Annotated in this window: 12 protein-coding genes and 6 pseudogenes; 11 read left to right on the top strand and 7 right to left on the bottom strand. The window is 68.3% G+C overall.

Features of this window, described 5'->3' with window-relative positions:
- Positions 1–324 precede the first annotated feature (324 nt).
- Positions 325–603, top strand: a pseudogene (locus tag K0H76_RS03010) (DUF4031 domain-containing protein); the annotation flags it as partial.
- A gap of 13 nt (positions 604–616) precedes the next feature.
- Positions 617–1348, top strand: a complete 732-nt coding sequence (locus K0H76_RS03005; RefSeq protein ID WP_258934408.1) for a PIG-L family deacetylase — start codon at positions 617–619, stop codon at positions 1346–1348.
- Between the two features lie 3 nt (positions 1349–1351).
- Here K0H76_RS03005 and K0H76_RS03000 read toward each other — a convergent pair whose 3' ends face one another.
- The 5 genes from K0H76_RS03000 to K0H76_RS02980 form a co-directional block, all read right to left on the bottom strand.
- Entirely contained in the window at positions 1352–1699 is a 348-nt protein-coding gene (locus K0H76_RS03000) for a type II secretion system F family protein (RefSeq protein ID WP_258935314.1), read from the bottom strand.
- 50 nt (positions 1700–1749) lie between these two features.
- Complete coding sequence (locus tag K0H76_RS02995; RefSeq protein WP_258934407.1) at positions 1750–1920, bottom strand: hypothetical protein; 171 nt, start codon at positions 1918–1920, stop codon at positions 1750–1752.
- Positions 1921–1956: 36 nt separating this feature from the next.
- Positions 1957–2667 (bottom strand): type II secretion system F family protein, encoded by a 711-nt coding sequence (locus tag K0H76_RS02990; RefSeq protein WP_258934406.1) that lies wholly within the window; start codon positions 2665–2667, stop codon positions 1957–1959.
- Positions 2668–2769: 102 nt separating this feature from the next.
- Positions 2770–3846 carry an ATPase, T2SS/T4P/T4SS family gene (locus tag K0H76_RS02985; protein WP_258934405.1) on the bottom strand — a complete coding sequence of 359 codons (1077 nt, stop codon included), beginning with the start codon at positions 3844–3846 and terminating at the stop codon, positions 2770–2772.
- 60 nt (positions 3847–3906) lie between these two features.
- Positions 3907–4809: a hypothetical protein gene (locus tag K0H76_RS02980; protein WP_258934404.1), complete on the bottom strand. Its 903-nt coding sequence runs from the start codon at positions 4807–4809 to the stop codon at positions 3907–3909.
- A gap of 5 nt (positions 4810–4814) precedes the next feature.
- On the opposite strand from K0H76_RS02980, the gene K0H76_RS02975 reads away from it, so the two are divergent.
- A complete protein-coding gene (locus K0H76_RS02975) occupies positions 4815–4979 on the top strand; it encodes a hypothetical protein (protein ID WP_258934403.1) in 165 nt (54 codons plus the stop codon).
- A 65-nt stretch (positions 4980–5044) separates the two neighbouring features.
- Here the strand turns inward: K0H76_RS02975 and K0H76_RS02970 are convergent.
- Positions 5045–5821 (bottom strand): annotated as a pseudogene (locus tag K0H76_RS02970) (endonuclease III).
- Between the two features lie 112 nt (positions 5822–5933).
- Here K0H76_RS02970 and acs point away from each other — a divergent pair.
- The 8 genes and pseudogenes from acs to K0H76_RS02930 all read left to right on the top strand — a co-directional run bounded on the left by acs (position 5934) and on the right by K0H76_RS02930 (position 11558).
- Positions 5934–7933 (top strand): annotated as a pseudogene (gene acs / locus K0H76_RS02965) (acetate--CoA ligase).
- Positions 7934–7950: 17 nt separating this feature from the next.
- A pseudogene (locus K0H76_RS02960) lies at positions 7951–8397 on the top strand (3-dehydroquinate dehydratase).
- Positions 8398–8406: 9 nt separating this feature from the next.
- The gene (locus K0H76_RS02955) at positions 8407–8571 is read left to right on the top strand and encodes a hypothetical protein (protein WP_168198614.1); all 165 of its coding nucleotides are present in this window, start codon (positions 8407–8409) and stop codon (positions 8569–8571) included.
- 7 nt (positions 8572–8578) lie between these two features.
- Positions 8579–9039 (top strand): annotated as a pseudogene (locus K0H76_RS02950) (RidA family protein).
- Positions 9029–10420: a hypothetical protein gene (locus tag K0H76_RS02945; RefSeq protein ID WP_258934402.1), complete on the top strand. Its 1392-nt coding sequence runs from the start codon at positions 9029–9031 to the stop codon at positions 10418–10420. The pseudogene K0H76_RS02950 and the gene K0H76_RS02945 overlap by 11 nt, the downstream one beginning before the upstream one ends.
- A 118-nt stretch (positions 10421–10538) precedes the next feature.
- Positions 10539–10949, top strand: a complete 411-nt coding sequence (locus K0H76_RS02940; RefSeq protein ID WP_258934401.1) for a hypothetical protein — start codon at positions 10539–10541, stop codon at positions 10947–10949.
- 13 nt (positions 10950–10962) lie between these two features.
- Positions 10963–11148 carry a hypothetical protein gene (locus K0H76_RS02935; protein WP_258934400.1) on the top strand — a complete coding sequence of 62 codons (186 nt, stop codon included), beginning with the start codon at positions 10963–10965 and terminating at the stop codon, positions 11146–11148.
- A complete protein-coding gene (locus tag K0H76_RS02930; protein ID WP_258934399.1) occupies positions 11133–11558 on the top strand; it encodes an aminoacyltransferase in 426 nt (141 codons plus the stop codon). The genes K0H76_RS02935 and K0H76_RS02930 overlap by 16 nt, the downstream gene beginning before the upstream one ends.
- Here K0H76_RS02930 and K0H76_RS02925 read toward each other — a convergent pair.
- A pseudogene (locus tag K0H76_RS02925) lies at positions 11491–12196 on the bottom strand (Crp/Fnr family transcriptional regulator). The gene K0H76_RS02930 and the pseudogene K0H76_RS02925 overlap by 68 nt on opposite strands.
- Between the last annotated feature and the right edge of the window lie 131 nt (positions 12197–12327).

The following is a 12327-nucleotide window of genomic DNA, read 5'->3' as shown; positions in this document are numbered from 1 at the left end:
CCAGTCGCGCTGGGCCGCCCGAAGCCCTCGCTGAGGACGCGGGCCGGAAGGCACCTCAGCCGCACAGGTGAAGCAAGGGTGACGCAGAAAGGAGCCCGAGCAGAAAGAATCTCTCCCTGCTCGGGCTCCGTTTCACGATCCCGCTCCAGGCGCTCTGCTGGGCTGTGCTCCAGTCAAGCGCGGCCACTGGGACCATCGATGTGTCGTGGATCACATTAAGGCGCATTCGGCGGCAAGTCAAGTAGGCTCTGCGTCGCTTGTGTCCGACGAACCCGGGCCTGTCGAGAGCTCGGGAAGGACAGTGGAGTAGGCTCCTGTGCTCTGATGACCGTCTTCATTGATCCGCCGATATGGCCCGCGCACGGCACCACGTTCGGGCATCTGATCTCAGATGCCTCGCTCGTGGAGCTGCACTCGTTCGCGGGGGCGGGCGGCATCAGCCCGCGAGCATTCGATCTGGACCACTACGACGTTCCGGCGCACCACTACGAACGGCTGGTGGTCTGCGGCGCCGTTGAGGTCACAGGCCGGGATCTCGCCCGCATCCTACGAGACTCCGGGCTGCGCATCAGCCAACGGGCCCGCCGCATCCGCCGCGCTGTGGTGTGATGGAAGCATGACAGACGCGCTTGACCTCTTCGATGATTCCGGGATCCGACGCGTGCTGTGCATCGTCGCCCATCCTGACGACATGGAGTACGGCGGCTCGGCGGCCGCCGCGCGATGGAGCGCGCGCGGCGTGGAGGTCTCCTACCTGCTGCTGACGGCCGGGGAGGCTGGCATGCGGAACGTAAAGCCCCTCGAGGCCGCCGCCCTGCGCGCCGAGGAGCAGCGGGCCGCCTGTGCCGAAGTCGGCGTCGACGAGCTCGAGATCCTCCGCTTCCCGGATGGGATGCTGCAGCCTGATCTGGCTCTGCGCGAGGCGATCGCTCGTCGCATCCGGCAGACGCGGCCCCACATGGTGCTCACCCAAACCTGGAGTCTGGAGGTCAGCTGGGGCCTGAACCATGCTGATCACCGTGCCGCAGGCCTTGCGGCAGCGGATGCGGTGCGCGACGCGGACAACCCGTGGGTGTTCCGACGCTTGGCGGAGGACGAGGGCCTCGAGGCCTGGGGCGCGGACTGGCTGCTGACCTTCGGCGACGCACCGACTCACCTGATCGACGTCACCGGTGAGCCGCTGGAGCGCGCCGTCGCCTCCTTGGAAGCCCACAAGCAGTACCTCGCCGCGCTGGGAGGCGACTTCGACGCCCGCGGAATGCTCGAAGGCATGACGTCAGCGGCCGCTCAGCGCAGCAGCGATCCTGCAGTCACCCAAGCACTGGGCGTCGCTGCCCACCGAATGTAGCGCTCACAGGCCGAGGGCTTCGGGGAGCATGCTGAGAATGACCGGAACGACTCCGATGAGGATGAACGCCGGGAGGAAGCAGGTTCCCAGCGGCAGCATCATCTTCACTCCCAGCTCCCCGGCGGCACGCTCCGCCTGGTGCCGCTGCCGGGACCGCGCCTGGGCAGCGGAGGCCTCCAGCATCTGCGCGCTGGGCGCCCCGGTGGCGTAGGAGAAGCTGAGGTGCTCGCAGTAGGCCTGCAGCTGCGGACTGTCAGCGACGTGGGCGGCAGCCGCCTGCCAGGCGGCGCCCGCTGCCAGCGCCCGATGCACCCTGCCGAGAGGCTCCGCTCCAGGCACAGTGCGCGCCAGGCGATCCAGAGAAGCCTCGATGCCGACTCCTGCAGCAAGCAGCGCTCCCGTCAGGTCAAGGAGGAGGCCGCATCCAAGCTGTCCTCCTGCGTCCGCTCGCGCACGAAGGGCCGCGGCAGCGCAGGCGCTCGTCGCGGTGCGGCGCGGGGATCGGCCTTCGGAGGCAGAAGCAGGAGGACCAGAGCCGCCGCTGAGGCGCTCGCCGCCAGAGCCGAGATCATAGCTGCGCCCTCATATGCGCGCCTCGACCGCGCGGATCATCGCGCGGCTCCAGAGCCTGCCGCGCCCAGGAAGAGCAGGCCCAGGGCCAGGCATCCGAGTCCTGCTGCGCTGCTGGTCAGGGCCTGGAGGGGCTGGGCGCCCATCAGGTGTCCCAGCAGAACCCCGCCGACGGGAAGGAGCGTCAGGATCAGCTGGGTGAGCCGGGGCCCGGCGGCTGCGGACTGAATCGAGGCGCGCAGCTCCGCGGCATCGTCCAGTGAGGCCGCGAGCCGCTCGATCAGGTGCGCGAGGTGCCCCGTCGTTTCGGAGAGACGTGCGACAGCCAGCAGCCGCCTCAGGGTTCGCCTCAGCTCCGTCTGTCCCCGCCCTTCCTCTCCATTGCCCTCGGCGGAGCTGAGAAGGCGGCTGAGTGCCTCCGAGGTGCCGACCCCGACAATGTGCGAGGCCGCGATCTGGCGCGTCATCGAGGCGATGGCGTGCTCCGGCTTCGTGCGGGCCCAGTGGTCGCGCAGGTCTGCCCACGCCTGGGCCTCGCCGCGGCCGGAGCTCAGCAGTGCGGAGAGCTGGCGCAGCAGCTGCGCGGCCTCCTCATGGTCTGCGGCCTGAGCCCTCTTTGGGAGCCGACGCGTCAGGACCATGCGTATCTGTTCCCGGGACCGGGGCTGCGCCTGGGTGCCGCCGGGTGAGGGCAGCAGAAGCAGCACCGCGACCGCCCCGAGAGCGCATGCTGCAGCCCCGAGCATCACGGGCGCCCCTCCTCTCCGACCAGGAGCTGCTCCCAGCCCGGCCCACGCTCGACGCCCGAGCCGGTGCTCGTCAGGGCTGGGAGCATGGCGAGCCTGTCCTCGTCATAGGTCACCATGGACAGCTTCACCGGCATCCGCAACCGCGCCGACGCTCCACGTGAATGACGGCGTGGAGGGCTGCGGCCGCCTGGATGCGCACTGTGTCAGGGTGAGCCCCGCCAGCGCACCCATGGCCACCAGCCGCGCCGGAACTGCCTCGGGCGAGTTGGCGTGAATGGTGCCGGCAGCCCCTGCGTGTCCTGTGTTCATCGCCGTCAGGAAGTCCCGCAGCTCCGCACCTCGGCATTCGCCCACGATGAGACGGTCCGGACGCATGCGCAGGGTCTGGCGGACCAGATGACCCATATCGACGCCATGCGCGCCCTCAATGTTGCCTCCGCGGCCCTGCAGGTGGATCAGGTGCGGGTGAGACGCCTGAATCTCGGTGGTGTCCTCCACGACGATGATCCGCTCATCCGGCGGCACCTCCGCCAGCAGAGCGGAGAGCAGCGCCGTCTTCCCAGATCCGGTCGCCCCGGAGATCAGCACGTTCATGCGGGCGCGCACCATCCCTCGGACCGCCCTGAGCCAGTCGTCCGCCCCCTCCCACTGGAGGGCGAGCGCCTCGAGAGAGGCGGATTGGCTGCGCGCGGCCCGCACCGAGATCATGGTTCCTTCGACGGCGATGGGCGGTATGACCGCATGGATGCGGCAGTGCCCGATCCTCCCGTCCGCGCAGGGGTGCCCCTCATCGAGGCGGCCTCCGGAGACGCTGATGAGCCGCCGGGCCAGCGCCCGCGCCTTCTCCTCGGACTCGACCCTCGTGCCGGTGCTCCGCAGTCCTTCGGCGCCGTCCGTCCAGATCATCCCCTGGCCGTCGAGCACCACATCGGTCACACCCGGCTGCTCGACGAACTGCTGGAGAGGTCCCAGGCCGACGAGCTCATCCCTGAGTGCTCGCACCAGCTGCTGGGCCGTGCCCGAGCTCAGAGCCAGACCCTCCGCCCGCACCGCCTCGGCGATGCGCGCCACGGTCACCCCATCCGGACTGGACGTCAGCTGCTCCCGCAGCACCTCGAGGCGCTCCGGGCTGATCAGAGGCGTGGGCTCCGCTGCTTCGACGGCGAACGCGTCAGCCACCGTGCAGTCTCCCGACTGACTGCGAACCGCGTGCCATGAGCCGCTCCAGGAGGTTCCCGATCAGGCGAGCCCCGGGTGCCGCACGCAGCACCTCGTAGGCCTCAGTAGCTCATCGGCGGCCCGCAGCCAGCGCTGCTCGGCAAGGTCTGCGACGATCTCCGTCCCCAGCTGGTGGGACATCTCGTCGGGCCCCCACCCTGATGCCGGTCTGCCGTTCGTCATCACGGCCACGGGCTGGTGCGGGACGGACTCGATGAGACGGCTCGCGGCCGCTGCGGCGCGAGGCGTGGGCCGGGCCACCAGGAGGATCTGATCAGTCCGCTCGGCGACGGCCTGCGGCAGCGCGCGGCGGCCGACGTCCACGATGACTGCGTCGAAGGCGCGGGCTCCCGCCCGAACGATGCTGCCCATGCGTGATCTGAGCTGATCAGAGTCCGTCTCGGCCCCGCCGGTGAGCAGATGGATGCCGTCGACCACCGGCACGGCTCTGGTCAGGTGCGACGCTGAGATCTCCCCCTCCGCCGCGATGAGCTCCGGCAGGGCGAGGCCATAAGCTGCTGCGCCGCTGACTGTATGGGCCCGCTCATTCACGTGGTGCAGTCCGCTGCCGAATCCGGCATCGCCGTCGAGGAGCAGGACTCGGTCCCCTCGAACGGCCGCTTCGGCCGCCAGCAGATAGGCGATGGTGGTGGCTCCCGATCCGCCCACCGCGCCAGCGACGCTGATCACCGTGCCCTCCGAACGGTTGAGCACCTTGGCGCTGAGGTGCTCGCTCAGCCACGTCTCATCGGTAAGCAGCGGCACCGGCGACGCATGGGGCGCCAGGGCGGCAGCAGCCCAGAGCGCCTCGGAGTCCGGACCGGCCAGCAGGACGTCTGAGATGCTTAAGCAGGCGGCGGAGCATCGGGGCCGCAGAGACGAGCCGCCCAGCGATCCGACGCGCTGTCTGCTGCGTCGCGCCACAGCGCATGGACCTCCAAGGAGGCTCCGACGACGGCGGCGATGAGGGCGATGTCATCGCTGAGCCGCTTGTCGGCGGTGACCAGCAGCAGCGGGGCGGCTCCGTCTCAGATCGCATGTCCGACAGAGTCGCCCAGGCCGCACCTGATGCCCGTCCTGAGCGCGCATCATGAGCCTCTGCCCGCGAGCCGCACCGGCACCCGAAGCAGCTGTGGAAGAGTAAGCACGCGCGCCGGCCTCAGGCGCTCAGCGGATACCCCTCCGCCTGCAGCTGCCGCCTGGTGTACCCGGCGCGGAACTTCTCGAGAAGCTCCTCGCGACCGGGCTTGAGCTCATAGGCCAGCAGCTTCTCTGCCTCCTCGGGGTCCGTCTCCCCGCTCCGAAGCTGGGGCACCATTTCGCGACCGGGCACACCCGCACGCAGGTAAGCGCGAGTGGCACATGCGACGGCCGTGGTAGACCAGCCGCTGCGACAGGTCCGTCCACTCCTTGGGCTCGAAGAGGGCCCCACGGCCTTCTCGACCTTGACCGGATCCGTCTCCTCCGTCATGCCCAGCCGTCGCGCGAGGCGTCCGAAGTGGGTGTCGACGGTCAGGCCGGGCTTGCCGAACGCGCTGCCGAGCACCACGAAGGCGGTCTTGCGTCCTACCCCGGCAGCCTGACCAGCGCCTCCATGGAGTCGGAACCTCCCCGTCGTGCTCGGCGGCCAGAGCACCTGCCAGGCCCAGCAGCGCCTTCGTCTTGGAGTTGTAGAAGCCGGTGGGCCTGATGATCTCAGCGAGCTCCTCCTCCCGGGCGGCGGCCATGGCGAACGCGTCCGGGTACGCGGCGAAGAGCCTCGGGGTGACGGCGTTGACCCGCACATCGGTGGTCTGTGCGGACAGGACGGTGGCGACGAGAAGCTCGAAGGATTCTCGAAGTCGAGCTCCGCGACGGCGTAGGGGTACGTCTCACCGAGCACCCGACTGATCCGGCGCACACGGCGCTTCTTTGCGAGCAGCGTCTCCTCAGGCATCCGCCCATCCTAGAAGAGCCGCTCCCCGCCCCTGACCTGCGGACTTCACACTCAACACCCCCGACGTAGGATCTGTGATGCACACCACAGGCCTTCTGTGAGGAGAGACCGCATGAGCAGCAGCGCAGCACCGCCCACGAGCCAGCACGGGCAGGCCGGGCCCTTCCCACCCGGCGCAGAGTTCGCTGCTGCCGCAGTGGCGGGCGCGGACCGCTACGAGGCCTCCGCAGAGGACAGGCTGGCCTACTGGGCGGACCAAGCACGCGATGCTCTCAGCTGGGACGCCGACTTCGACCAGACCCTGGACTGGTCCGAGGCCCCGTTCGCCAAGTGGTTCGTCAATGGCCAGCTCAACGCCGCCTACAACTGCGTGGACCGCCATGTGGAGGCCGGGCACGGCGAGCGCGCAGCTCTGCTCTTCGAAGGCGAGCCGGGCGACGCCCGGCGCATCACCTACTCCGAGCTGGCCCAGGAGGTGGCCCGTGCGGCCAATGCCTTCGAGTCGCTCGGCGTGGGCAAGGGCGACCGGGTCGCCATCTACATGCCTCTGATCCCCGAGACGATCATCAGCATGCTCGCCTGCGCCCGCATCGGCGCACTGCACTCGGTGGTCTTCGGCGGATTCAGCGCCGACGCCCTGCGCTCCCGGGTCGACGACGCGGAGGCCAAGCTGGTCATCACCGCGGACGGCTCGTACCGCAGGGGCCGCCCCACCATGCTCAAGCCCAATGTGGACGAGGCGCTCTCGGAGCCGGGCCACACCGTCGAGCACGTGCTGGTGGTCAGGCGCAACGGTGAGGAGCTCTCCCTCACCCCGGAGCGCGACCTGTGGTGGGACGAGACGGTCCCCCTCCAGTCGGCGGAGCACACCTATGCCCCTCATGACTCCGAGCACCCGCTGTTCATCCTGTACACCTCGGGCACCACGGGCAGGCCCAAGGGGATTCTGCACACCACCGGCGGGTACCTGGCCCAGACGGCGGTGACCACCGGGACAGCTTCGACCTCAGGCCCGAGTCCGACGTCTACTGGTGCACCGCGGACGTCGGCTGGGTCACCGGCCACAGCTACCTGGTCTACGGGCCCCTGGCCAACGGTGCGACCCAGGTGATCTACGAGGGCACCCCGGACACACCCCACAAGGCACGGATGTGGGAGATCGTCGCCAAGTACGGCGTCACGCAGCTCTACACGGCCCCGACCCTGATCCGTACGTGCATGAAATGGGGGCGCGAGCTCCCGGACGGCTACGACCTCTCCAGCCTGCGTGTGCTGGGAACGGTGGGCGAGGCCATCAACCCTGAGGCGTGGCTGTGGTTCCGGGATGTCATCGGCGCCAACAAGGGCCCCGGCCAGCCGCCCAAGAAGGAGTAAGCCCCGATCGTCGACACCTGGTGGCAGACCGAGACCGGCGGCCACATGATCGCGCCCCTGCCGGGAGTCACCCACACCAAGCCGGGCTCCGCGCAGGCTCCGGTCCCGGGCATCGACATCGGCATCGTCGACGAGATGGGCGAGCCCGTCGGCAACGGCGAGTCCGGGTTCCTCGTCATCAGGCAGCCCTGGCCCGCCATGCTTCGCGGCATCTGGAGGGACCCCGAACGCTACCGCGAGACGTACTGGTCCCGATTCGGCACGGACCTCTACTTCGTAAGCGACGGCGCGCGCTACGACGAGGACGGCGACATCTGGCTCATGGGCCGGGTCGACGACGTCATGAACGTCTCCGGGCACAGGCTCTCCACCACTGAGATCGAGTCCTCGCTCGTCGCCCACGCCAAGGTGGCCGAGGCTGCCGTGGTGGGCGCGAAGGACGCGACGACCGGGGAGGCAGTCGTGGCCTTCGTGATGCTCAGCGACGACGCTGCGGGCGACCCTGAGGCCGTCGAAGCGGAGCTCCGAGACCATGTCCGGTCCGACATCGGGGCGATCGCGAAGCCGCGCAACGTCCTGGTGGTGCCGGAGCTTCCCAAGACGCGCTCCGGCAAGATCATGCGTAAGCTGCTGAAGAACGTGGCCAACGGCGACGACGTCGGCGACTCGTCCACGCTCTCCGATCCCTCGGTGATGATTCAGATCGCCGAGGACATGCGCGCCCAGCACGCTCAGTAGAGGCATACACTGCAGGTATGGCTGAGCGTCTGCTGATCGTGCACGGTCCGAATCTGAACCTGCTGGGCACCAGGGAGCCGGAGATCTACGGGTCCACCACCCTGGAGGACATCAACTCCCTGTCTTAAGCAGACCGCGCGCGACTGCGCCATGGAGCCCGACATCGTCCAGTCCAACCACGAGGGTGAGCTCGTCGACGCCGTCAGGCGGCGGTAAGCACCGCAGCGGGCATCGTGATCAACCCGGCCGCGTACACGCACACCTCCGTCGCCATCGCCGATGCGCTCAAAGCAGTGGGCCTGCCCGTGGTGGAGGTGCACCTGTCCAACGTGCACGCCCGTGAGGACTTCCGCCGCCACTCGTACGTCTCGCCGGTCGCCGACGCGGTCATCGCCGGTGCCGGGCCTGCGGGCTACCAGTACGCAATCCGCCACATTGCCTCGCTGGTGGACAGACGCTTGTAAGCTGAGGCCATGGCTGAACAGACCGTGTGGGAATACGCCACCATTCCGCTCATCATTCACAACACCAAGGGCATCCTGGACCAGTGGGGCGAGGACGGCTGGGAGCTCGTCACCGTGCTCCCCGGCCCTGAGGGCAACGCGCCCGTGGCATACCTCAAGCGGCCCAAGCACTAGGGGCAGCATGTCTCGCGTTGAGGAGCGCCTGGCAGAGCTGGGCATCACCGTGCCCGACGTGGTTCCGCCCGTGGCGGCGTACCAGCCGGCCGTCGTCGTCGGCGACGTCGTCTACGTCTCCGGTCAGCTGCCTCTGGTGAACGGCGAGCTGCCGGCCACCGGGAAAGTGGGCGCCGAGGTCACCGCCGAGGAGGCCTATGAGCTGGCCCGCCAGTGCGGCATCAACATCATTGCCGCCCTGAAGCACGCGGTGGGAGACCTCGATCGCGTCACACGAATCGCCAAGCTCGGCGGATTCGTGGCCTCCACGCCGGACTTCACCGGCCAGCCGGGTGTGATCAACGGGGCCTCCGAGCTTCTGGGCCACGCCTTCGGCGACGCCGGGCAGCACGCCCGCAGCGCCGTGGCAGCCCCGTGCTGCCGCTGGACACCCCGGTGGAAGTGGACGCCATCGCATATGTCGCATAGAGGAACCCCGGAGTTCACTCCGGTCATCATCGGCACCGACCTCAACGCGTACCACATGGCCAGCGCCTTCTACTCGGGCTTCGGCGTCAGGCCGCGCGTCATCGGCAAGGTCAATCTCGGCTTCACCGGATACTCCTCGCTCATCGCCTCCACCACCCTGGTGGACCGACTCGACGACTCTGAGGTCTTCCTCCCGGCGCTGCTGGAGTTCGCGGCGGCGCACCAGGACGAAGGACCGCTGCTGCTCGTGGGCACCAGCGACCACTATGTGCGCCTGATCATCGAGCACGCCGAGGCTCTCCGCGCGCACTATCGGTTCAACTATCCGAGCCTCGAGCTTCTGGACACGCTGCAGTGGAAGGAGCTCTTCTACCCGTTCGCGCAGAAGCACGGGCTGCCGATCCCGGAGACGCACTTCCACCAGGTCGGCCAGCCGCTCACCACGGAGATCTCCGACTATCCCGTCATCGTGAAGCCCTCCGACCCGGTGCAGTACAACCGCCACAAGTTCGACGGCCAGGAGAAGGTCTACCGGGTGTATTCCCACGAGGACCTGGCGGCCAAGGTGGCCATGATCGAGGCGTCGGGCTACCGCGCGCCCATCATCATCCAGGACTTCATCCCCGGCGGCGACACCTCGCTGTACGAGTCGGACCTCTACATGCACACCTCCGGGCGGGCCGAGTTCGTCAACCTGGCCCAGGTGGTGCTGCAGGAGCATGAGCCGACCGCGATCGGAAACTTCGCCTCGGTGATCTCTCGGTACGACCGGGACACCATGACGCTCATGAAGGACTTTCTGGAGGAGATCGGCTACACCGGGCTCGCCAACTTCGACCTCAAGTGGGACAGCCGCGACGGCACCTTCAAGATCCTTGAGGTCAACATCCGGCAGGGCCGCTCCAGCGACCACGCCACCGCGCAGGGCCACAACCTGGTAAGCTACCTGGTGGAGGACCTCATCCGCGGCCGCCGTCCTTCAGAATGCGTGTTCGTGGAGGAGCGCCGCTCTACACCCTCGTTCCCGCAGCATCCTCACCACCTACGTCGACAGCCCCGAGGTCCTCGCCGATGTGGATCAGATGTACCGGCAGAAGAGGGTCTACAAGCCGATGATCGCCAAGGGCGAGCGGAGCCTCAAACGTCACGCCTGGGCTGCCGTCCGGGCCTTCCGCTACCGGAAGAAGTACGCCGAAGCCACGTGGGCCAAGGGCCTGTAGAGGAGCGGTGCCCAGTGTCCCCAGGCTCCCCTGTGCGCACTGCGCCGCAGCCTTCCGGGCGGGCGGTCACCCTTCGCCCCATCAGCTCCGAGAAGCACCTGAGGTTCCTCGCGGCGCACCCTGCGGCCAGCTTCATGCAGAACCCCAGTGGGCGCTGGTGAAGAAGGAATGGGACAGTTTCTCCCTGGGCCTTTTCCGTCACGGTGACGACGGTGCTGAGGCCCTCGCGGGAACGGCCCTGGTCCTCGGCAGGCGGCTGCCCGTCCCCGCCGCACCCCGGTGCTCGGGCGCAGACGTCTGGCCTACATTCCCGAAGGGCCGATCCTCGACGAGGCGCGCATCAGCTGGCATGAGGCGCTCCCAGCGCTGACGGAGCACCTGTCCCAGGCGGGAGCCTTCCTGGTGCGCATGGGACTCCCCGGACATCTGCGGCGCTGGGGCGCCGAGGAGGTGCGCCATGCGCTGGCCTCCGCAGAGAAGGAGCAGGACGCCCCTCAGGACGTGTCGGCTCTGCCTCCTGCGTGGGAGGGGCCGCACATGCTCCGGACCCGTCAGCAGCTCCTTGATCTGGGGTGGAGAGAGCCCGAGCCGAGCACCGACTTCGAAGCCAAGCCAGCCGCAGTTCGCCGCCAGCATTCCGCTGACCAGACGAACGGAGGACGGCGCAGAGGAGGCCCTCACCTCCGATGAGGTGCTGGGCAGGATGAGCTCCACCTCGAAGCGGCAGACCCGCAAATCCGCGCGCTCCGAGCTGACGGTTCTGGATTCGGCCGACGGGGACGTCTCAGAACGGCTGAGCGAGTTCCAGCGCCTCTATGAGGCCACGGCCTCCAGCCAGGGATTCATCCCCGCCCTGCCGAGTACTTCCGTCGCATGCATGACGCGATGAACCGCGGCGGGCTCAGTGAGTGCCGCGTCCTGTGCGCCCACTTCGAGGGGCAGCCACTGGCTGCAGCCGTGTACCTGCGGCAGGGCGACTTCGGCTTCTACGCCTACGGAGCCTCATCGCATGAGGAGCGTAAGCGCTATGCTCCCCGGCTGCTGCAGCTGCATCAGGTCGAGCTGGCGCTGGCCGCCGGATGCCGCTGGTACGGGCTGGGCGGCGTCAGTCCCTCATTGGAGGGCTCCCCGGCGCGCGGCCTCCTCGAGTTCAAGACCACGATGGGCGCAGATGTGGTCCAGTCCTTGGGCGAGTGGGACTACCAGGTGAGTCCCGCTCTTGCCAAGGTCTTCAGCCTCTACATGGCGTCGCGGGCGTCTGGCGCGAGCGCTGCCGGATGCGCTGGATGTCGAGGATGACGACGGCGCGGGCTTCGAGACGAAGCCATCCGCGCTGGACGAACTCTGCCAGGGCCTTGTTCACCGTCTCCCGCGAGGCGCCCACCAGCTGGGCGAGCTCCTCCTGCGTGAGCTCATGCGCCACCAGGACGCCGTCGGGCGCCGGGCGGCCGAAACGGTCCGCAAGATCCAGCAGAGCCTTCGCGACACGGCCGGGAACGTCGGAGAAGACCAAGTCGGCCAGCGACTCGTTAGTGCGGCTCAGACGCTGGGCGAGGGCGCGCAGCAGCTGCACTGAGACCTCAGGCGCCTGGTGGATGACCTTCTTCAGGTTCTCGTGCTTCAGGCCTAAGCCAGCACCGTCTCGGAGACAGCAGTCGCCGTGGCTGTTCGGGGGCGGGGTTGAACAGCGCCATCTCGCCGAAGATCTCCCCGGGGCCGAGAACTGCCAGCAGGTTCTCGCGTCCGTCAGGGGTGGCCCGGCCAAGCTTGATCTTCCCTGAGGTGATGAAGTAGAGCTCGTCACCCTCTTCGCCCTCGTGGAAGATCGACTTTCCGCGGGAGAGCTCGACCTCTGTGAGCTGGTCGGTGAGTGTGGAAAAGGCGTCGTCGTCCACTGTTGCGAACAGTGGGGCGCGACGCAGTTCGTCGAGGTCCATGACCGATCCGTTTCTGGTTTGGCGGGCGAGGCAAAACGGGCAGCATCTACTACCGCCCGTAGAAAAGTTATCAGAGTCACATGATATTCCCTTGGGGTGTCAGGCGAACGGTCCGCGCGGTGCGGCACGCG

The sequence above is a fragment of the Nesterenkonia pannonica genome, assembly GCF_019575955.1.
GTDB classification, from domain to species: Bacteria; Actinomycetota; Actinomycetes; order Actinomycetales; family Micrococcaceae; genus Nesterenkonia; species Nesterenkonia pannonica.
The sequence above is the reverse complement of the archived record's forward strand: the minus strand, read 5'-3'. Positions and strand labels throughout refer to the sequence as shown.

Coding starts and splice junctions, on each gene's coding strand:
- K0H76_RS03005 (WP_258934408.1), top strand. CDS start 617: ATGACAGACGCGCTTGACCTCTTCGATGATTCCGGGATCCGACGCGTG.
- K0H76_RS02930 (WP_258934399.1), top strand. CDS start 11,133: ATGCATGACGCGATGAACCGCGGCGGGCTCAGTGAGTGCCGCGTCCTG.
- K0H76_RS02935 (WP_258934400.1), top strand. CDS start 10,963: ATGAGCTCCACCTCGAAGCGGCAGACCCGCAAATCCGCGCGCTCCGAG.
- K0H76_RS02945 (WP_258934402.1), top strand. CDS start 9,029: ATGTCGCATAGAGGAACCCCGGAGTTCACTCCGGTCATCATCGGCACC.
- K0H76_RS02995 (WP_258934407.1), bottom strand. CDS start 1,920: ATGATCTCGGCTCTGGCGGCGAGCGCCTCAGCGGCGGCTCTGGTCCTC.
- K0H76_RS02975 (WP_258934403.1), top strand. CDS start 4,815: ATGGACCTCCAAGGAGGCTCCGACGACGGCGGCGATGAGGGCGATGTC.
- K0H76_RS02955 (WP_168198614.1), top strand. CDS start 8,407: ATGGCTGAACAGACCGTGTGGGAATACGCCACCATTCCGCTCATCATT.